Origin of the sequence: Namhaeicola litoreus, assembly GCF_042679565.1 — a bacterium.
GTDB classification, from domain to species: Bacteria; Bacteroidota; Bacteroidia; order Flavobacteriales; family Flavobacteriaceae; genus Namhaeicola; species Namhaeicola litoreus.
The window spans coordinates 211,984-230,577 of record NZ_JBHTMY010000004.1 but is presented as its reverse complement, the minus strand read 5'-3'; the positions used below and the strand labels follow the sequence as shown (position 1 = coordinate 230,577).

Below are 18,594 nucleotides of genomic sequence, written 5' to 3'. Positions count from 1 at the left end.
GGTTCAACTTTAAAAAGTTGCAAAAGTACATTTTTAAAATGAAAGAGAAATTTACCCTAATACTCACCTTTTAAATATTCCAATATCACTTCTTTAATGTTTTGAAAAGTATTTTGAAAAACAACATCGAGGTTGTCAATAGTAGTCCATTTTACCTCAGTAATCCCCTCTTCCAACTGGGGTTGAAGGTTTTGTGTTTGTGAAGTTTCCATTAAAAACCAATGCGTGGTTTTAAAATAATGCTTCGAATTTAAATCGTATAAATGATAAGTCTTACCCAAAACATGCTTTATTTCAATGCAATCAATCCCACATTCTTCTTGAACCTCTCGCATAGAAGCGACATCAATTTCTTCATTATCTTCTACTTTACCCTTTGGTAAATCCCATTTCCCGTTTCTAAAAATAACAAGGAGTTCTTTTGAAGAATTTAGGACTAGACCTCCCGCTGCTATAATTGATGTGAATTTTGACTTGAACTGTACGAATAACGTCTCTAGATCATGGTAGTAAAAAAACAAACGTTCTGGATACCTCAAAATCAATTGATTAATAAAATCAACATCTTGGTTATCCCAATAAAAAAACGCTGGCTCGTTTCGGTTCGTCAAAGAATCGACTAAAAAAATTGTACAATCATCTTTAAAAATTCTATACATTTGCGACATGATTTCGGACAAAAATACAGCAAAAAAAACTGCCGAATTGCTTTTATCAATCAAAGCAATCAAACTGAATCCCGAAAAGCCTTTTAAATGGGCTTCAGGTTGGAATTCCCCTATTTACTGTGATAATCGCGTAACATTATCTTATGTTCATATCAGAAATTTCATTCGAGAAGAATTATCTAATTTGATCTTGGAAAAGCACGGCAAACCTGATGTCATAGCCGGTGTTGCGACAGGAGCTATTGCGATAGGAGTATTGGTAGCGCAAGAATTAGGGTTGCCATTTGTATATGTGAGACCAGAACCAAAAAAGCATGGTAGGCAAAACCAAATTGAAGGTTATTTGGAAAAAGGCCATAATGTTATTGTTGTGGAAGATTTAATCAGCACCGGAAACAGCAGTTTAAATGCGGTAAAAACTTTGAAGGAAAATGATGCTGTTGTTAAAGGTATGGTGGCTATTTTCGATTATGGATTTGATATCGCAAAAGAAAATTTTAAAAAGGCTAATTTAGAACTCACAAGCCTTAGCGATTACGATCACCTTATTGAACAGGCGATCGATACAGATTATGTGACCGAAAAAAACAGAGAAACATTATCAGCTTGGAGAGAAAATCCTGCTGAATGGAAAATATAAGTTATGAATTTAGAAAGCCCTAAAATCACGATCCCCAAATCAAAACAAGAAATTTTTGATTTTTTGAGCAATGTTGAAAACTTTGGTAAAATAATGCCGGAAAATATAGACAAATTTGAAGCGGCTGAAGATTCTTTCATTTTTGCACTTAAAGGTATGCCTGAAATAAAATTAAAATTAAAAGAAGTTATACCTGGAGAAAAAATTGTTTTAGGTTCGGCAAGCGAGAAATTACCTTTTTCACTTACAGCCAATATAGTAGAAAAAGAATCAAATTCTAGCGATGTACAATTGGTATTTGATGGGAATTTTAATCCGATGATGGCAATGATGGTTAAAAGCCCTTTGCAAAAGTTTATCAATACCTTGATCTCAAATATTCAGAATCAGTAAATAAACTGAATTTCCTTAAAACCGTAGGAGGACTTTATTTCATCTGAGTCTTCTAATATCAATTTTCCCAAATCATCGACATCTATAATTTTTGCCATCATCAATTCATTTTGTTGGGTGCGAAACATTTGTGGTTGCTGATATTTATAAAGTCTTTGTAAATACATTGATTTTAACATCTTTTTCTGATCATTTTCGAGCATAAGCATCGTTTTTTTGAGCTCACTTATTATGTTGAGCAGTATCTCATCTCGATCAAATTCTTTGTCCGATAAAATTGCTAAAGAAATGGCTTGAGGCAGATCATCAGGAAATTTTTTTTCGTTCACGTTGAGGCCAATTCCGATGATCGAATGAATAATTTGGGTATTTCTCATCGAATTTTCTATCAGAATACCAGCAATTTTTTTATTTCCTGCCAAAATGTCGTTAGGCCATTTTATTCTCAAGTCTTGTTCCAAATGATTTTGCAAAGCAGAAATTAGACCGAGTGAAATACTCATATTCAAATAAAAATGATCTTCTGCTTTTAAGCATTCAAATTTTTTAAACACACTAAACAACAGGTTTTTACCTTTTCCAGAATACCATTTTGTTTCTCTTTGCCCACGTCCTTTTTCCTGAAAATCAGTTGAAATTATAGTAAAATCTTCAAGTTCATGCGCTAATAAATATTCTTTCAAAAGAGTATTGGTAGAATTTGTGGCATTAACTTTGAAGAGCTTCATGTAGAATGCAATTGTATTCAACTAAAATGACAAAAATGTAATACATTTGCAAATAATTATCAAAATTAGTGAATGACGAAAAAAACAGCAAATCCTGACATACTCATTACCGAAATTATTAAGGGAATTGAAGAAGTAAAAGGACAAAATATTACCCTACTCGATTTAAGAGAAATTGAGAATACTGTTTGTGATTATTTTATTATTTGCGACGGTACATCTAACACACAAGTAAGCGCGATTTCAGGATCAATTCAAAAATCTGTAAGCAAAAAATTAAAGGAAAAACCTTGGCATATAGAAGGCGAATCTAATGCAGAATGGATTTTAATGGATTATGTAAACGTAGTTGTAAATATTTTTCAAAAAAGTACAAGAGAATATTACAACTTAGAAGAGTTGTGGGGAGATGCAAAAATTACAAACTTCACGGAAGTGAAATAAGGATGACTAAATGAGTAAAGAAGATAAAAAACCAGAAAAAAAAGATAATAACAACCCATTAAAACAGTTCAATTTTAAATTCAATTTTTATTGGATTTACGGTGTTATTTTCGCCCTAATATTGGGTTATCAGTTTTTGAATAGTGCCGATATGGTAAATTCTAAACTGACAGAAAATGAGTTTAATGATATTCTCAATGAAAATGACCTAAGTAAAATTGTCATTGTTAACGGTGATTATGCGCAGTTGTATTTAAAAAGTGAAGCTTTAGACAAAGAAAAACACTCAAAAAATTCAAACCCTTCTATTTTCAATGCAGCAAGTCCAACTTATACTTATGATTTTGGAGATCTTCAAAATTTTGAAAACAAATTGAACGAAGCAAAGCAAGAAAACAATCTCGATTTTGATAAAGATAATATTACTCAAACCAGCTTTTTCGATACTTTCTTAGTTTGGTTACCTTTTATTTTTATCATTGCTTTATGGATATTTTTCATGAAAAGAATGTCTGGTGCCGGAGGCGGTGGCGGACCAGGAGGTCAGATTTTTAACATTGGTAAATCTAGGGCAAAAGTTTTTGATCAAAATACCAAAGTTAGAACTACTTTCAAAGATGTAGCAGGATTAGAAGGAGCAAAAGAAGAGATACAAGAAATTGTGGAATTCTTAAAAAATCCTGACAAATTCACCAAGTTAGGAGGTAAAATCCCAAAAGGCGCTTTATTGGTGGGTCCTCCGGGAACAGGTAAAACATTGTTAGCCAAAGCCGTTGCAGGTGAGGCTGATGTACCCTTTTTCTCTTTATCCGGATCTGATTTTGTTGAAATGTTTGTAGGTGTAGGAGCATCTCGAGTAAGAGATTTGTTCAAACAAGCACAGACAAAGTCTCCTTCAATCATATTTATTGATGAAATTGACGCGATCGGTAGAGCAAGAGGGAAAAACAATATTACCGGAGGAAACGATGAAAGGGAAAACACGCTAAATCAACTTTTGACTGAAATGGATGGTTTTGGCACTGATACAAACGTAATTGTTTTAGCCGCTACCAACAGAGCTGATATTCTAGACAAAGCCTTAATGAGAGCGGGAAGGTTCGACCGTCAGATTTATGTAGACTTACCGGATAAGAATGAGCGATTCGAAATATTCGAAGTTCATGTGAAACCCTTGAAACTTGATAAAGATGTCGATTTAGAATTTTTGTCAAAACAGACCCCAGGGTTCTCGGGTGCAGATATTGCAAATGTGTGTAACGAAGCCGCTTTGGTTGCTGCGAGAAAAGATCACACAACAGTGCATCACCAAGATTTTCTCGATGCTGTAGATCGTATCGTTGGAGGATTGGAGAAAAAGAATAAAATTATCACAAACAAAGAGAAGCGAACTATAGCCTATCATGAGGCCGGTCATGCCACTGTAAGTTGGATGTTAGAACATGCTGCTCCTTTGGTAAAAGTAACTATTGTACCTCGTGGAAAATCATTAGGCGCAGCTTGGTATTTACCTGAGGAAAGACAAATCGTTCAAACAGATCAAATGTTAGACGAAATGTGCGCTACCCTAGGTGGTAGAGCTGCCGAGAAAATTATGTTTGACAAGATTTCGACAGGGGCTTTGAACGACCTTGAAAAAGTTACCAGACAAGCAAAAGCTATTGTTACGGTTTACGGTTTAAATGATAAAATCGGAAATATAACCTATTACGACTCTAGCGGTCAAAGTGATTATAGCTTTAACAATCCCTACAGTGAAAAAACGGCTCAGGTAATTGATGAAGAGATCTCTCGTATTGTGGAAGAACAATACCAAAGAGCTATCAAAATACTAGAAGAACATAAATCTGAATTAACTGTTTTGGCTGAATTACTCATGGAAAAAGAGGTAATTTTTGAGGATGATTTAAAACGAATTTTTGGAGGAAGACCTTTTGCTATAGAAGAAGAACATCTCGTAAGTAATCATCCGATTGAAAAAAGTATAAAAGCTGATGAAAAAAGCGAAAGTGAAAGTGAAATTTCAACAGAAAACATAAATTAATCATTTGTTTTTGTAAATTTGATTTTTACCATTTTCAATGAGCCTATTTAAAAAGTTTTTCCAACAAAAAAAAGCACCAGCCGATTCTCAAAAAGAAGAACTTTCTAATATCAATCTATCTACGGATGAATTATTTGTAAAAAAGTTTATTCAAAAGGGAGGAAAGTTCCTCTACTGCAATAATAAGCAAGAGGTTACTGAACATTTGATAAAAATATTAGCCGAGAATAATTGGAATAATGTTGTTTGTCTGGATGAATCGCTCAATAAAATTCTATCAGAAATAAAAAGTGCGAAAACATCAAAAATTCTGTTGAACCTGCCCTTTTTTGCATCATGCGAAGCTCTCGTGGCAGAAGACGGATCAATTATGTTTTCCACAGAGCAATTAGGAGACAATAAACTTAAAGATTTACCTACTAATTTTATCGTCTTGGGTAAAACCAGTCAACTGGTAAAAACCATTAGCGACGGTGTAATGGGGGTGCGTTTGAGAGCCACAAAAAACAAACCTACCATTGTAAGCTCAGTTAAAGATTATCTCCCCAATAAATCTGAAGTTGATTTTTTAACCTATGGCAATACCAATTCTAAAACACTCTATTTACTGTTGTTAGAAGACCTATAGAGCCATGAACAACTTTACCCTACGCATTATTTTCGGTTTACTATATGCCCTATTAGTTATTGGAGGTACTTTAGGCGGACATCTTTTTTTGTACCCATTATTTTTGATTTTCATGCTGTTATGTATCTATGAGTTTTCAAAATTGATAGATCTTCAAAGTGGTTATCCAGTTGTGTTGGCGATAACATTTTTTTCAGCGGCAATTATAACAAATGAAGAAAAAGTATTAAACAACCAAGATCTAATCCATAAAATACTTGTAGCACTTTTTGGTTTTGCTTTATTTTTTACTTTTATTTCTGCCTTAATTTCATCACGTAAAATAGCGATACAATATTTAGGAAAAATTTTCCTGGTTCTCATTTATATTATTATTCCGTTTTCCTTATTTGTAAAAATTCCATTCATTAATTCTACCAGCACTTATGATCCATATGTGGTTTTAGGTATTTTTGCACTTATTTGGAGTAATGATGTGTTTGCCTATTTAATTGGAAAAAACTTTGGAAAGCATAAATTAATTGAACGAGTTTCTCCAAATAAAACAGTTGAAGGATTTATTGGGGGATTTATTTTCACCTACATAACGGGGTATTTTATTAGCCTTTATTGCGATTCACTCCTTTCTTATCAATGGCTAGCTATTGCTATTATAGTGAGTGTATTTGGCGTTTTAGGCGATTTGATTGAGTCTATGTTTAAAAGACAAGCCGGCGTAAAAGATAGTAGTAACCTAATCCCTGGCCATGGTGGTTTTTTAGATCGATTGGATAGTATTATCTTTGCAACACCATTTATATTTGTTTATTTATATTTAACTGCATAAATGTTTCACAAAGAAGGTTATAAGATCATATTAATTGCATCGTTGATTCTGGTATCGATGATGTTAATTGTCGACCATTTTATCACGATTTGGTGGTTGCAAAAAATATTAATGATTGGCTTTTTGGTACTTTATTTGTTAATCCTTAATTTTTTTAGAAATCCGAAACGAGTAACTGTTTTGAATGACAAAGAAATTATAGCACCCGTAGACGGCAAAGTTGTGGTGATTGAAGAAGTTACTGAAAATGAGTTTTTTAAAGACAAAAGAAGGCAGATTTCAATTTTTATGTCGCCATTAAATGTTCATGTAACACGTTACCCAATTAGCGGAGAAGTACTTTTTAGCAAATATCACGCAGGAAAGTATCTGGTTGCTTGGCATCCAAAATCATCTGAAGAAAACGAGCGAACTACCATTGTGGTTGAGAATAAAACTGTTGGACCAATTCTTTACAGACAAATTGCGGGAGCAGTAGCGAGAAGAATTGTAAATTATGCAAAAGTAAAACAAGAGGTTATCCAAGGCCAAGATGCTGGTTTTATAAAATTTGGATCGCGAATAGACGTTTTTATTCCCTTGGATATGAAAGTTCACGTAACCTTAAATCAAAAAGCAAAAGGAGGTAAAACAGTTATTGCTTCGGTTGAATGAAAGATTTAGATCAAAAATTTAAAAAAGCTTTTGAAATTGCTTCTGGCATGACGGAAAAATTACCTCCGGATGTGATGCTCCAATTTTACGCTTATTATAAACAAGCCACCGTTGACACTCCTTTTTATTCTCCATCAGGAGAAGACGAAGTTAGAAATGCATTCAAATTAAATGCCTGGTTTCAAGTGAATCACTTGAGTCCTGATGAGGCAAAAGAGAAGTACATTCAGCTTGTCGAAAAATACAATCATATAAAACTATAAATCAAAATGAGAAAAAAAATTATTTACATACTACTAGTAGGCGTACTTTTCACTTCTTTTTCATGTAAAAAAGCGAATAAAGAAGAAGTAATTGAAGAAAAAATAAGCAGCTATATCCTATCTTCTGATAGCATTAACTTGGAATGGACAGCCTATAAGACAACAGAAAAAGTACCTGTAAAAGGAACCTTTACCAAAATTGAATTGATCAATATCCCAAGCGGTAAAAACCCTCAGGCAGTTGCGGGAAATGTGGAATTTAGTATCCCTATTGAAAGTATCTTTACGAAGGATACCATAAGAGATGGTAAACTAAAAAAGTTCTTCTTTGGAAATTTGATGGGAACTTCTAATATTACGGGTAAAACCTCATTAAAGGAAGATGGAACAGGCGAAGCAACCATTACGATGAATGGTGTCGAAAAAACAGTTCCGGTTACTTTCACCACAAATGGGAATGATGTAGAAATTAACGCTAATTTAGACTTGGATAATTGGCAGGCTCAAATGGCTTTAACTGCTTTAAATGAAGCTTGTTACGAATTGCATAAAGGCGCTGATGGTGTGAGCAAAACATGGAATACAGTTGATGTTTTGGTGAAAGTTTCTACCAAATTACAACCTTAAATTAAAGTTTTATATATAAAAAAAGCGAGTGATTTACACTCGCTTTTTTTTTGCTATGTGCTTTCTAAATTAACTTTTTAAGTTTTCTATACTTTCCTCTAACACCTTTATCTTGGCTAGCGCATCAGCTTCTTTATTCCTTTCATTCTTTACTACCTGTTCAGGTGCTCCTGCCATGAATCGTTCGTTTTTTAATTTCTTTTGAACAGATAATAAAAATCCACGTGTGTAATCCAGTTCTTTATTCAATTTTTCAATTTCAACATCAACATCTAAATGAGCCGAAAGCGGAATGAAGTATTCATTACTTTTAACTCGAAAAGAAATGGCTCCTTCCAATTTATCTTGAATATATTCCAATCTGGAAAGATTTGCCAATCTCACTAAGACCTCATCAAAATAGTTGGTTTGAGATTCAGAATTTACTATACTCACCTCTAAGCTTTCTTTCTGAGCGATACTCTTGTCTTTTCTTACAGACCTAATACCAGAAACAACATTCTGCATAAATTCAAAATCTTCTACCAAGGTATTTTCTTGCTCTTCTACTTGAGGCCAAGAACTAACTATTAACGCATTTTCTTTCGTTCTTTCCTCAATGGTTTGCCATATTTCTTCAGTGATAAATGGCATAAATGGATGAAGGATTTTTAAGATACTTTCGAAATTACGAAGTGTTTGATTCAAGGTAGTGGCATCTATGGGTTTTTGATAATCGGGCTTCACGATTTCCAAATACCATGCGCTAAAATCATCCCAGATAAATTTATAAGTGGTCATTAATGCCTCCGAGATACGATAATCCTGATAACTTTTTTCTAAACTTGCTAAAGTTACAGCTAACTTTACCTGGAACCATTTATTTGCTTTCTCCGCATATTTTGGTTGTGGCAATTCATTGCTCACCTCCCATCCTTGCACCAACCTAAAAGCATTCCAAATTTTATTTGCAAAATTTCTTCCCTGTTCGCATAATTCTTCGTCAAAAGGTAAATCATTTCCGGCTGGTGACGTTAATAGCATTCCAACCCTCACCCCATCTGCGCCATATTTTCCCATCAGTTGAATTGGGTCTGGTGAATTTCCTAAGGACTTAGACATTTTTCTACCTAGTTTGTCCCGAACAATTCCCGTTAAATAAACTTTTGAAAAGGGCTTTTCATTTCTGTATTCATATCCCGCGATGATCATTCTCGCTACCCAAAAAAACAAAATCTCTGGAGCTGTTACTAAATCTTGTGTTGGATAATAATAATTGATCTCTTTATTATCAGGATTTCTAATTCCATCAAAAACAGATATAGGCCACAACCAAGACGAAAACCACGTATCTAGAGCATCTTCTTCCTGCCTAAGATCATTGATTTCATATTTTTTTCCAGTCCTTTCTTCGACTTTTTTAATCGCCTCATCTGCTGTTTTTGCCACAACAAAATCCTCTTGTCCGTCTCCGTAATAAAAAGCTGGAATTCGATGACCCCACCAAAGCTGTCTCGAAATATTCCAATCTCGAACATTTTCCATCCAATGACGGTATGTATTCTTAAATTTTTGTGGAACCAGAAGCACATCGTCTTCCATGACAGCTTTTAGAGCCGGTTCAGCCAGTTCTTTCATTTTTAAGAACCATTGGATCGAAACTTTGGGTTCGATAACAGCTCCTGTTCTTTCAGATGTACCTACTTTATTTGTATAGTCTTGGATCTTTTCAATATGGCCTAAACTTTCTAATTCCTTCACAATTTCTTCACGTACCACAAATCTGTCCTTGCCTTTGAAATGTAAACCAAATTCATTTAGTGTTGCATCATCATTAAAAATATCAATTACTTCTAATTGATGCTTTTCACCAATAATCTTGTCATTTGGATCATGTGCCGGTGTAATTTTTAAGCAACCAGTACCGAATTCCATATCCACGTAATCATCAAAAATAATAGGTACTACCCTATTCGAAATTGGAACGATAACCTGTCTTCCTTTTAAATGTAAAAATCTTGAGTCATTTGGATTTATACACAAAGCTGTATCTCCCAAAATTGTTTCAGGCCTGGTCGTCGCAATCGTTACAAATTCTTCACTGTCTTCAATCTTATATTTTACATAGTAAAGTTTCCCTTGTTTCTCTGTATAAATAACTTCTTCATCAGACAGCGTAGTTTTCGCCTGCGGATCCCAATTTACCATACGGTAACCTCTGTAAATCAAATCTTTATTATATAGATCTATAAAAACATCAATCACAGATTCTGACAGATCCGGATCCATGGTAAATTTTGTCCGATGCCAATCGCAAGAAGCACCTAATTTCTTAAGCTGTTCCAGAATAATCCCCCCGTGCTTATGCGTCCAATCCCATGCATGTTCTAGAAATTCATCCCTGGTTAAGTCCGATTTCTTTATCCCTTCTTCATTTAATTTTGCGACGACCTTTGCTTCGGTTGCGATGGAAGCGTGGTCTGTACCGGGCACCCAACAAGCATTAAAACCGAGCATTCTCGCTCTTCTAATCAAAACATCTTGAATCGTGTTGTTCAACATATGACCCATATGCAAAACTCCGGTAACATTTGGCGGAGGAATAACAATGGTATATGCCTTTCTTTCATCCGGAACAGAGAAAAAATACTCATTTTCCATCCAGTATTGATACCATTTTTCTTCCACAATTTTGGGATCATATTTGCTCGAAACAGACATATTTTATATTTTGAAAACGTTTGCAAAATTACAACTTTAAGCAATATTTTAGCTTTATTTTAGTTAGTATTTTGTTTAAAATATTACCTTTGAACCTTAAAATTTAAGTAAATGAAAAAATTAGTTTTTGCATTATTTATTGGATTTTTGGGACTTAACTTAAATGCCCAAACGAAAGAAGAAATTAAAAAAGATTTTACCGGACCAATTTTTGAATTTGAAAATGAAGTCATAGACTATGGCGATATTGCCAAAAATAGTGATGGAGACAGAGTTTTTGTTTTTAAAAATACAGGAAAATCACCTCTAATTATTTCAAGTGTAAAAGGGAGTTGCGGTTGTACTGTTCCAACAAAACCAGAAAAACCAATTATGCCCGGTGAAACTGGTGAGATTAAAGTGAAGTACGATACAAATAGAGTAGGTCCTTTCTCAAAATCAGTTACAATCACTTCTAATGCCTTTGAAAGTACGAAAGTCTTGAATATTAAAGGACGTGTTCTTGCTGAAGAAGTAAACGGTTAAAAAAAAGCTCCATAAGGAGCTTTTTTTTTATAGCATTCCTTTTAATTTGAATTTGTATTTTATTTGTCTGCCGCCACGGTCGACCAATACATTAATTTTCTGACCTTCTTGTTTTGAAAGTGTTAAGATAATTTCATGCAACTTTTGGTCGTACGCAGGTTTTCCGTTTATTTCCAGGATAATATCACCAACTTGTAATCCTGCTTCCAAAGCCGGAGATTCAGGCCTTAAATATGAAATTTGGTAAGAGGGCTTAAAGCTCAAACCAAAAGCATAACTTATTTCTGAGAATGAACTTTGGTTTTTTATGTTTTCAGGACCAATAAACTGTGCCTTACTCTCTTTTACCAATACATCTCCCCCATGAACCAGCTCCATGCCACTTTTGTTATACAAAAATGGATCTGAAAAACCTTTATTTGGTCTAATGGATAACTGTTGGTTTGAATAATCAAAAATCACTCTAAACCTACGTAATACTTCTGCCCCTAAAGTACCATTTCTTTGCTCATTTTGCATAGCTGTAAAAACAGAGGATGAATCTGGAAAAGATGTTGACGGGTTTTCTATAATATAATCGCCGATGATTAATTCTTTAATTCTACTTCGTTTACCATAAATATTTCCACTGAGCCCTTTACCTAAAAAATCTTTAAAATAATTATCAGGAACACTGATGTCTTTTTCATCATTGGCAAATAACCACAAAGCATCACTTCCTCCTGAATCTATTAATAACTTCACTTGTTTAACGGTCTCCTTATGATCCTTTATTTTTAAATTGACATAGGGTTTATTCTTTATAAATTCTAACGGGATAATTTCACACTTCGAACATAAATTGTTCGATTTATAAGAAATTGGATCATAAAAAGTGATTTTTTTTGTCCTGTAATTGATATCTACAATAAAATCTTCAAACAATTCGCCTCCAATTATTCCATTAATGTTTTCTCCCATTTTAGCAGAAAGATCAAAGGTTTCATCCAGCACCACATAAACCATATGGTCAATATTTTTGATATTGCCTATGGTTACCCTATTTTTTGTAGAGCGCAGGGCATCAAGTGCTTCCCCTTCTCCAAGTCCATAAAGTTTGATTTGTTCTATATTGTGTAGCTCAATTGAATCATTGAGCTGAAGATTAAAAAGTATGGTTTTATCTACACCCGTATCTAGAATAAAAGAAAGTTCCTTACCATTTATCTCGAGTGGGATTACCACAATGTTATTGATCAATTTAAAAGAAAGAGATTGCTTTTGTTTATATTCAGACAACAAAAATCTGTCTTGGGCCTGCATATTTAGTATAAACAACAAGAAGAAGAATAATCCGAAAAACAGTCTTTTTGACACAATATTATCTTAATCAATCTCTCTAAGTTATAAATTAAACTTATAAAAGTCAATGATTTAAGAAATATTTAGCTTAAAATTAAGAAAGATGATTATCTATTTTTTGAGAAAATCTTGAATTTTCATTATCGTAAAAGGAATCATTTCTTTAGCAACAGTATAGGCAATAAAGTATTTACGGGTTGATTTACTCGCTAATAAAAGCGTGCTTAAAATTCCTTCGGCGCCAAACTTTAAATTAACGTCTTTATTAAAAGATAAAGGGTGTTTAAAAGGATTATCACTTTTCGATTTAAATCCACCAATCAAACTGTTTGATATTTTCATAATCGGATTATTACGAAAGCTTTGCTCCTGCGCACGAATTTCGTTTTTTAACCTTTGTTTTTCATTCCTCAATTCTTCAAAAGAATTGATTTTAATAGAATTTCCCAAAATAAAAATCTTTGAAGATTAAAGTGTTTATAACTCTTCGTAATCAGTTGAACCCTCAGATTCATCTACACTATCATATATAGCCTTTACAACGGCATCTTTAATTTTTCTGTCAATTGTATCTTTACTGACCATCATATAAATTATCAAAAAAAGGGCATAAATCCCTCCAACAATTGCAAAACCTCCAGCATTGCTATTTACCAAATCCCCAAGGTAAAAGCCAAGTGCAAAACTCAGCATCACCACAATAATCATCCCTATCACTAGCAATACAATGGAGCTAACCAAACTCGCAGCCACATTGGCTGAGGCTCCGGTAAGCTCCAATTTTAATAATTGCAATCTATTGTCGACATATTTCATCAAAAGATCGTACATAACAATAAAGTAGTTTAGACAGCTTTAGACGCTTCTTTTTCGAGTTCCTTAGCTTGTTTTTGAAGATCTTCTATTTTCTTTGACAACTCTTTTTCCAGATCTTTTACGCTTGAAGCTACGTGAGCATATTTCTCTTTTAAAGCTCCTTTAACGTCATAGAATTTCTCTTTAAAGTCATCAACAGAATCTTTCTCAAGACTACTTATTTTCTTGGAAATTTTCTTGTATTGTTTTTCGAGATCACTACCTACATCACCAGCTTTACTGGCAATTATTTCGCGGGTTTCTTTACCTGAATATGGAGCAGCCAATAAACCGGCTACAGCACCAGCTACGGCTCCAATTACCAAGCCTGCTATAAAATTAGATTCGTTAGACATAAATTTGAATTTGGTTAATAACGTAAAGATACGGTAAAATTTATGGATTCTAAAATGGTCATATAATAATTTAAATTATGTCTAAAAGAATTGATAATATTTCGCAAATTTGTGCTTCAAAATATTTGTTATGCCTAAAATTTCGAGTAAGGGTAAAAACATGCCCGAATCACCGATTAGAAAATTGGTTCCTTATGCGGAACAAGCTAAAAAAAACGGAACAAAAGTTTATCACCTCAACATAGGACAACCTGATATTAAAACCCCTGAAGTTGCACTTAATGCAGTAAAAAACGCTGACATTAAAGTGCTCGAATATGCCAGAAGCGAAGGTTCTGAGACCTATAGAGAAAAATTGACCAGTTATTACAAAAAACATAATATTTCTGTTTCTGCTCAAGATATTATAGTAACAACAGGTGGATCGGAAGCGCTACTATTTACATTGGGAAGCATCTGCGACGCTGGTGATGAAGTGATTATACCTGAACCCTTTTACGCCAATTACAACGGTTTTTCTACCGCGAATGGGATAAAAGTAATTCCAATTATTTCTTCAATCAATGATGATTTTGCATTACCTCCAATAGAAGATTTTGAAAAGCTAATTACACCAAAAACAAAAGCTATTTTGATTTGTAATCCGGGAAATCCCACCGGCTACTTATACAGTGAGGAAGAAATAAACCAGCTAAAAACTTTGGTATTAAAACACGATATTTTCTTAATTTCTGATGAAGTTTACAGGGAATTTGTTTATGATGGAGTGAAACACAATTCTATTATGACGGTTGAAGGCCTGGAGAATAATGCTGTAATTATTGATTCTGTCTCGAAAAGATATAGCATGTGTGGTGCGCGAATTGGTTGTATTGTTTCTAAGAATAAAGACCTTATTCAAACTACGCTTAAATTTGCTCAGGCCAGATTAAGTCCTCCAACTTATGCCCTGATAGCAAGTGAAGCCGCATTAGAAACCACCGATACTTATTTCATCGAAGTCAATGAAGAATATTTAAAAAGAAGAAATACACTGATCCAAGAATTGAAGAAAATTCCTAATGTTAAAGTTTCAGTTCCTAAAGGTGCGTTTTATTGTATCGTAGAATTACCAGTAAAGGATGCAGATCACTTTGCCCAATGGATGTTAGAAAAATTTGAAGACAAGGGAGAAACGGTAATGGTAGCTCCGGCAAGCGGATTCTATTCGACTCCGGGTTCAGGAAAAAATCAAATTCGAATTGCTTATGTTTTGAATAGAGAAAGTCTTGTACGCGCTGTTGAACTCATTGGTCTCGCCTTAAAAAAGTACCAAGCTTGATTAAAAAAGAAAACATATCTCTTAAACTTTACAACACTTTTGGCATCGATGTTATTGCCCACCAATTTATCGAATTAGAAGAAATTACTGAAATTCAAAGTTTTATAAACAAAGAAAAAGATTTTTTCATTCTCGGTGGCGGAAGCAATATCCTGTTAACAAAAAACATAGAAAAGCCGATATTAAAAATTGAAACTAAAGGTAAAAAAGTACTAAAAAACTCCGATAATGATTTTGCCTACATACAGGTGGAAGCCGGTGAAAACTGGCATGAATTTGTTTTGTGGTGCATCGAAAATGGTTTCGGCGGAGTTGAAAATTTATCTTTGATTCCAGGAAATGTAGGTACAGCGCCCATGCAAAATATTGGAGCCTATGGGGTTGAATTAAAAGATGTATTTCATTCTCTGCAGGCGCTGCACATTCCAACAAATCAAATTGAATCATTTTCTAAAACCGACTGTAATTTTGGGTATAGAGAGTCGTTTTTTAAGAATGAAGGCAAGAATCAATATATCATTCTTAATGTTACTTTTAAACTCACAAAACAAAATCACCACATAAAAACAGATTACGGAGCCATTAAAGATGAGTTGTCTAGAAAAGGTATAGCAAACCCGAGTATTAAAGATGTTTCCGAGGCCGTTATTTCTATTCGACAATCAAAACTTCCCGATCCAAAAGACATTGGTAACAGCGGTAGCTTTTTTAAAAATCCTGTGGTTTCTATTGCTCATTTGCAAAAGCTTCAATCAAAATATGAAGTTATACCACACTATATTCTCTCCGAAAATGAAGTTAAAATTCCTGCCGGTTGGTTAATTGAACAATGTGGTTTTAAAGGTAAAAGATTTGGTAACACGGGTGTACATGAAAAACAAGCTCTAGTTCTTATAAATTATGGAAAAGCAACTGGTATTGAAGTGCTTGACCTTGCGAAATTAATTCAAACACAAGTTAAAGAAAATTTTGAGATTGATTTGGAGATGGAGGTAAATATTATATAAATTTCACATCCTTATCTTCATTCATTTTGAAATCTCAATTGGTTGGAAGGCAAAATAAATTACTCAACTATTTATAAATTAAATACTTATTTCTAATTAACTTAAATTTTTCTATGTCCTTTTGCCATGATTTTCTGATCTCTTCAGCACTCAATCCAGCTTCTATTTGTTCTCTCAATTTTTCTGTGCCTGCATGAATGGTAAATGAGTCGCCAAAAAACTCGTCTTTTTTAGGCGTTTTTTGATATGCATCAATAAGATAAGAAATGTTGACAAAATTTAATTTTTCCACCTTACTTAAATCTACACCATAACATGATTCATTTTCAAACTTAGGATGCTTAGATCCGAAATTAGGTTTTGGCCTATATGAAAACTCTGATTTCGGAAAAAATGGAGCGCCATAGCGCTGAAATTGAAAATCTGTTCCGCGACCTGCGTTAATGATAGTTCCTTCAAAAAAGCCCAAACTTGGATATAAATTAATCGACTGATCATTAGGTAAATTTGGTGAGGGTCTCAAAGGCAAAGAATAATTATTTTGATAGGTATAATTAAGCATTTCTACAACATCCAGTTTGCATTGAATTTCATTATCCAACCACTTTTCTCCATTTACCATTTTAGCATATTCAGCCATGGTCATTCCATAGACTAGCGGAATGGGATGCATACCAACAAACGATCTATGCTCTAACTCTAATGTTGGACCATCTATATAATGCGCATTTGGATTTGGCCTATCCAAAACAACTACAGCAATTCCCTTTTCTGCGCAAGCCTCCATTACATAAGTCAAAGTAGATATATAGGTGTAAAACCGAACACCGACATCTTGAATATCAAATAAAACTATATCAATTCCTTCTAAGGAAGATTGCGAAGGTTTTTTGTTTTTCCCAAACAAAGAAAAAATAGGTAAACCGGTTTTTAAATCAACATCATTTGCAACATGTTCTCCCGCATCGGCTTCCCCTCTAAAACCGTGTTCAGGTGCAAAAACTTTTACTACTTCAATTCCGCTGGAAAGTAAGGTATCTACTACATGAGAATAGGTTCCGTCAGGTCTAAAAACAACGGAAGTTTGATTTGCTACTACCCCCACTTTTTTACCTTTTAATAAGGGTAAATATCTTTCTGTTCTATTCGCCCCTACCACAATCTCCTTTAATTCAATTTTATCTTTGCTTATGCCATCCAGGGCTATGTCATCTGATTTTGCCGGACTTTTACAACTTAGAATGATTAGACCAAAAAGAAAAAAACTGAAGGTTTTCACTAAAATTAAATATGTACTTTTGAATTTCATTTTGTGAACGCTTTAAATTGAACTACGAATTATTTATTGCCAAGAGAATTATTGCCTCAAAAGGGCACAAAAGTAGTGTATCCTCTCCTATTATAAAAATCGCGATTGTAGCAATTGCTATAGGTATTGTTGTAATGATATTATCTATTGCTACTGGAATTGGTTTGCAAAAAAAAATCAAAGAAAAAATTTCAGGTTTTAATGGAGACGTGCAAGTAACTTTTTACGACGCCAACAACTCAAACATCACCTTAAATCCAGTTAAAAAAAACCAGGATTTTTATCCAAATTTTGAAAAAGTTCCCAATGTAAAAAAAGTTCAACCCTTTGCAACAAGTGCCGGTATTATTAGAACCGAAGAGAATTTTGAAGGGGTGATTTTAAAAGGAGTAGATAGTGACCATGACTGGACATTTTTTAAGGATTACTTAGTCGAAGGTGATATTCCCGTTCTTTCAGAAAAATTATCAAATGATGTGTTGATATCATCAACAACAGCAAATAAATTAAAGTTGAAGGTGGGTGATCATTTTTACATGTTTTTTGTAAAAGATGATCCAAATAAAGCTCCAAATACAAGAAAATTTTTTGTTTCAGGCATATTCAATAGCGGATTTCAGGAAATTGATGAAGGATTTATTGTTGGAGATATAAAGCATATCCAGAGAATTAATAAATGGAAAGAGGACGAAGTAGGGGGGTTTGAAATATTGTTATACGATTTTGATGATTTATATAATACGGGCAATGAAATTTATCAAAATATAGATCCCAACTTAAATGCCACAACGGTTGCTGAAAAATTTCCAGCCATTTTTGAATGGTTAGATCTTTTCGATACCAATATTGTTGTAATTATTTTTATTATGATTTTGGTTGCAGGTATCAATATGATTACGGCACTTCTCGTATTAATTTTAGAAAGATCGCCAATGATAGGCGTGTTAAAAGCGCTTGGAGAATCTAATTGGAGCATTCGGAAAATTTTTCTTTACAACGCGGCTTATCTTATCGGAGTGGGATTATTTTGGGGAAATTTAATTGGACTTGCGCTTATTTACGCCCAAAAAACATTCGGAATTATCAAGTTGAATGCAGAGAATTATTATGTAACTGAAGCACCGGTCCATATTGATTTAACACAAATATTCTTGCTGAATTTAGGCACTCTCTTATTGTGTTTGACGATGCTGCTCATACCGTCTTATATAGTCACCAAAATTAGTCCTGTGAAAGCCATAAAATTTAATTAAATTTGCAGGGCA

The 18,594-nt window shown here is 33.8% G+C and carries 21 protein-coding genes; 13 read left to right on the top strand and 8 right to left on the bottom strand.

Going from position 1 to position 18,594, the window contains the following annotated elements; all coding sequences use genetic code 11:
- Nucleotides 1–56 precede the first annotated feature (56 nt).
- Nucleotides 57–659 carry an NUDIX hydrolase gene (locus tag ACFQ39_RS14990; protein ID WP_377180457.1) on the bottom strand — a complete coding sequence of 201 codons (603 nt, stop codon included), beginning with the start codon at nt 657–659 and terminating at the stop codon, nt 57–59.
- 7 nt (nt 660–666) lie between these two features.
- Here ACFQ39_RS14990 and pyrE point away from each other — a divergent pair, with 7 nt between their 5' ends.
- Together pyrE and ACFQ39_RS14980 are read left to right on the top strand one after the other, a co-directional pair.
- Nucleotides 667–1,308: an orotate phosphoribosyltransferase gene (gene pyrE / locus ACFQ39_RS14985; protein WP_377180455.1), complete on the top strand. Its 642-nt coding sequence runs from the start codon at nt 667–669 to the stop codon at nt 1,306–1,308.
- 3 nt (nt 1,309–1,311) lie between these two features.
- Nucleotides 1,312–1,701 (top strand): SRPBCC domain-containing protein, encoded by a 390-nt coding sequence (locus ACFQ39_RS14980; RefSeq protein ID WP_377180453.1) that lies wholly within the window; start codon nt 1,312–1,314, stop codon nt 1,699–1,701.
- Here the strand turns inward: ACFQ39_RS14980 and ACFQ39_RS14975 are convergent.
- Nucleotides 1,695–2,429, bottom strand: a complete 735-nt coding sequence (locus tag ACFQ39_RS14975) for a biotin--[acetyl-CoA-carboxylase] ligase (RefSeq protein ID WP_377180451.1) — start codon at nt 2,427–2,429, stop codon at nt 1,695–1,697. The genes ACFQ39_RS14980 and ACFQ39_RS14975 overlap by 7 nt on opposite strands.
- Before the next feature lie 72 nt (nt 2,430–2,501).
- Between ACFQ39_RS14975 and rsfS the strand changes: the two genes are divergently transcribed.
- Genes rsfS through ACFQ39_RS14940 form a run of 7 tightly spaced genes read left to right on the top strand, consistent with a single transcriptional unit; the run spans nt 2,502 to nt 7,915 of the window.
- Nucleotides 2,502–2,873 carry a ribosome silencing factor gene (gene rsfS / locus ACFQ39_RS14970; protein WP_377180449.1) on the top strand — a complete coding sequence of 124 codons (372 nt, stop codon included), beginning with the start codon at nt 2,502–2,504 and terminating at the stop codon, nt 2,871–2,873.
- A 10-nt stretch (nt 2,874–2,883) separates the two neighbouring features.
- Nucleotides 2,884–4,917: an ATP-dependent zinc metalloprotease FtsH gene (gene ftsH / locus ACFQ39_RS14965; protein ID WP_377180447.1), complete on the top strand. Its 2,034-nt coding sequence runs from the start codon at nt 2,884–2,886 to the stop codon at nt 4,915–4,917.
- A gap of 37 nt (nt 4,918–4,954) precedes the next feature.
- Nucleotides 4,955–5,545, top strand: a complete 591-nt coding sequence (locus tag ACFQ39_RS14960) for a hypothetical protein (RefSeq protein ID WP_377180445.1) — start codon at nt 4,955–4,957, stop codon at nt 5,543–5,545.
- A 4-nt stretch (nt 5,546–5,549) separates the two neighbouring features.
- On the top strand, nt 5,550–6,371 hold the full coding sequence (locus ACFQ39_RS14955; RefSeq protein ID WP_377180443.1) for a phosphatidate cytidylyltransferase: 822 nt from the start codon (nt 5,550–5,552) through the stop codon (nt 6,369–6,371).
- Nucleotides 6,372–7,025 (top strand): phosphatidylserine decarboxylase family protein, encoded by a 654-nt coding sequence (locus ACFQ39_RS14950; RefSeq protein ID WP_377180441.1) that lies wholly within the window; start codon nt 6,372–6,374, stop codon nt 7,023–7,025.
- The gene (locus ACFQ39_RS14945; RefSeq protein WP_377180439.1) at nt 7,022–7,288 is read left to right on the top strand and encodes an acyl-CoA-binding protein; all 267 of its coding nucleotides are present in this window, start codon (nt 7,022–7,024) and stop codon (nt 7,286–7,288) included. Before ACFQ39_RS14950 ends, ACFQ39_RS14945 begins: the two co-directional genes overlap by 4 nt.
- 6 nt (nt 7,289–7,294) lie before the next feature.
- The gene (locus ACFQ39_RS14940) at nt 7,295–7,915 is read left to right on the top strand and encodes a YceI family protein (RefSeq protein ID WP_377180437.1); all 621 of its coding nucleotides are present in this window, start codon (nt 7,295–7,297) and stop codon (nt 7,913–7,915) included.
- Between the two features lie 69 nt (nt 7,916–7,984).
- On the opposite strand, the gene ACFQ39_RS14935 is transcribed toward ACFQ39_RS14940, so the two are convergent.
- Nucleotides 7,985–10,615: a valine--tRNA ligase gene (locus tag ACFQ39_RS14935; protein ID WP_377180435.1), complete on the bottom strand. Its 2,631-nt coding sequence runs from the start codon at nt 10,613–10,615 to the stop codon at nt 7,985–7,987.
- A gap of 111 nt (nt 10,616–10,726) precedes the next feature.
- Between ACFQ39_RS14935 and ACFQ39_RS14930 the strand changes: the two genes are divergently transcribed.
- Entirely contained in the window at nt 10,727–11,140 is a 414-nt protein-coding gene (locus tag ACFQ39_RS14930) for a DUF1573 domain-containing protein (RefSeq protein ID WP_377180433.1), read from the top strand.
- A 27-nt stretch (nt 11,141–11,167) separates the two neighbouring features.
- On the opposite strand, the gene ACFQ39_RS14925 is transcribed toward ACFQ39_RS14930, so the two are convergent.
- From ACFQ39_RS14925 to ACFQ39_RS14910, 4 genes are all read right to left on the bottom strand, one after another.
- Nucleotides 11,168–12,496 carry an aspartyl protease family protein gene (locus tag ACFQ39_RS14925; protein ID WP_377180431.1) on the bottom strand — a complete coding sequence of 443 codons (1,329 nt, stop codon included), beginning with the start codon at nt 12,494–12,496 and terminating at the stop codon, nt 11,168–11,170.
- A gap of 96 nt (nt 12,497–12,592) precedes the next feature.
- Nucleotides 12,593–12,931 (bottom strand): hypothetical protein, encoded by a 339-nt coding sequence (locus ACFQ39_RS14920; RefSeq protein ID WP_377180429.1) that lies wholly within the window; start codon nt 12,929–12,931, stop codon nt 12,593–12,595.
- Between the two features lie 27 nt (nt 12,932–12,958).
- On the bottom strand, nt 12,959–13,312 hold the full coding sequence (locus ACFQ39_RS14915) for a phage holin family protein (protein WP_377180427.1): 354 nt from the start codon (nt 13,310–13,312) through the stop codon (nt 12,959–12,961).
- Nucleotides 13,313–13,326: 14 nt separating this feature from the next.
- Entirely contained in the window at nt 13,327–13,692 is a 366-nt protein-coding gene (locus tag ACFQ39_RS14910; protein ID WP_377180425.1) for a YtxH domain-containing protein, read from the bottom strand.
- 130 nt (nt 13,693–13,822) lie between these two features.
- Between ACFQ39_RS14910 and ACFQ39_RS14905 the strand changes: the two genes are divergently transcribed.
- Together ACFQ39_RS14905 and murB are read left to right on the top strand one after the other, a co-directional pair.
- Nucleotides 13,823–15,013 carry a pyridoxal phosphate-dependent aminotransferase gene (locus ACFQ39_RS14905; RefSeq protein WP_377180423.1) on the top strand — a complete coding sequence of 397 codons (1,191 nt, stop codon included), beginning with the start codon at nt 13,823–13,825 and terminating at the stop codon, nt 15,011–15,013.
- Nucleotides 15,010–16,020 carry a UDP-N-acetylmuramate dehydrogenase gene (murB, locus tag ACFQ39_RS14900; RefSeq protein WP_377180421.1) on the top strand — a complete coding sequence of 337 codons (1,011 nt, stop codon included), beginning with the start codon at nt 15,010–15,012 and terminating at the stop codon, nt 16,018–16,020. Before ACFQ39_RS14905 ends, murB begins: the two co-directional genes overlap by 4 nt.
- Before the next feature lie 67 nt (nt 16,021–16,087).
- Here murB and ACFQ39_RS14895 read toward each other — a convergent pair whose 3' ends face one another.
- Nucleotides 16,088–17,329: an exo-beta-N-acetylmuramidase NamZ family protein gene (locus ACFQ39_RS14895; protein WP_377180419.1), complete on the bottom strand. Its 1,242-nt coding sequence runs from the start codon at nt 17,327–17,329 to the stop codon at nt 16,088–16,090.
- A 17-nt stretch (nt 17,330–17,346) separates the two neighbouring features.
- Here ACFQ39_RS14895 and ACFQ39_RS14890 point away from each other — a divergent pair, with 17 nt between their 5' ends.
- Complete coding sequence (locus tag ACFQ39_RS14890; RefSeq protein WP_377180417.1) at nt 17,347–18,582, top strand: ABC transporter permease; 1,236 nt, start codon at nt 17,347–17,349, stop codon at nt 18,580–18,582.
- Nucleotides 18,583–18,594: the final 12 nt, after the last annotated feature.

Coding starts and splice junctions, on each gene's coding strand:
- ACFQ39_RS14955 (WP_377180443.1), top strand. CDS start 5,550: ATGAACAACTTTACCCTACGCATTATTTTCGGTTTACTATATGCCCTA.
- ACFQ39_RS14975 (WP_377180451.1), bottom strand. CDS start 2,429: ATGAAGCTCTTCAAAGTTAATGCCACAAATTCTACCAATACTCTTTTG.
- ACFQ39_RS14935 (WP_377180435.1), bottom strand. CDS start 10,615: ATGTCTGTTTCGAGCAAATATGATCCCAAAATTGTGGAAGAAAAATGG.
- ACFQ39_RS14980 (WP_377180453.1), top strand. CDS start 1,312: ATGAATTTAGAAAGCCCTAAAATCACGATCCCCAAATCAAAACAAGAA.
- ACFQ39_RS14960 (WP_377180445.1), top strand. CDS start 4,955: ATGAGCCTATTTAAAAAGTTTTTCCAACAAAAAAAAGCACCAGCCGAT.
- rsfS (WP_377180449.1), top strand. CDS start 2,502: ATGACGAAAAAAACAGCAAATCCTGACATACTCATTACCGAAATTATT.
- ACFQ39_RS14910 (WP_377180425.1), bottom strand. CDS start 13,692: ATGTCTAACGAATCTAATTTTATAGCAGGCTTGGTAATTGGAGCCGTA.
- ACFQ39_RS14945 (WP_377180439.1), top strand. CDS start 7,022: ATGAAAGATTTAGATCAAAAATTTAAAAAAGCTTTTGAAATTGCTTCT.
- ACFQ39_RS14930 (WP_377180433.1), top strand. CDS start 10,727: ATGAAAAAATTAGTTTTTGCATTATTTATTGGATTTTTGGGACTTAAC.
- ACFQ39_RS14940 (WP_377180437.1), top strand. CDS start 7,295: ATGAGAAAAAAAATTATTTACATACTACTAGTAGGCGTACTTTTCACT.
- ACFQ39_RS14950 (WP_377180441.1), top strand. CDS start 6,372: ATGTTTCACAAAGAAGGTTATAAGATCATATTAATTGCATCGTTGATT.
- ACFQ39_RS14905 (WP_377180423.1), top strand. CDS start 13,823: ATGCCTAAAATTTCGAGTAAGGGTAAAAACATGCCCGAATCACCGATT.
- ACFQ39_RS14895 (WP_377180419.1), bottom strand. CDS start 17,329: ATGAAATTCAAAAGTACATATTTAATTTTAGTGAAAACCTTCAGTTTT.
- pyrE (WP_377180455.1), top strand. CDS start 667: ATGATTTCGGACAAAAATACAGCAAAAAAAACTGCCGAATTGCTTTTA.
- ACFQ39_RS14990 (WP_377180457.1), bottom strand. CDS start 659: ATGTATAGAATTTTTAAAGATGATTGTACAATTTTTTTAGTCGATTCT.
- ftsH (WP_377180447.1), top strand. CDS start 2,884: ATGAGTAAAGAAGATAAAAAACCAGAAAAAAAAGATAATAACAACCCA.
- ACFQ39_RS14915 (WP_377180427.1), bottom strand. CDS start 13,312: ATGTACGATCTTTTGATGAAATATGTCGACAATAGATTGCAATTATTA.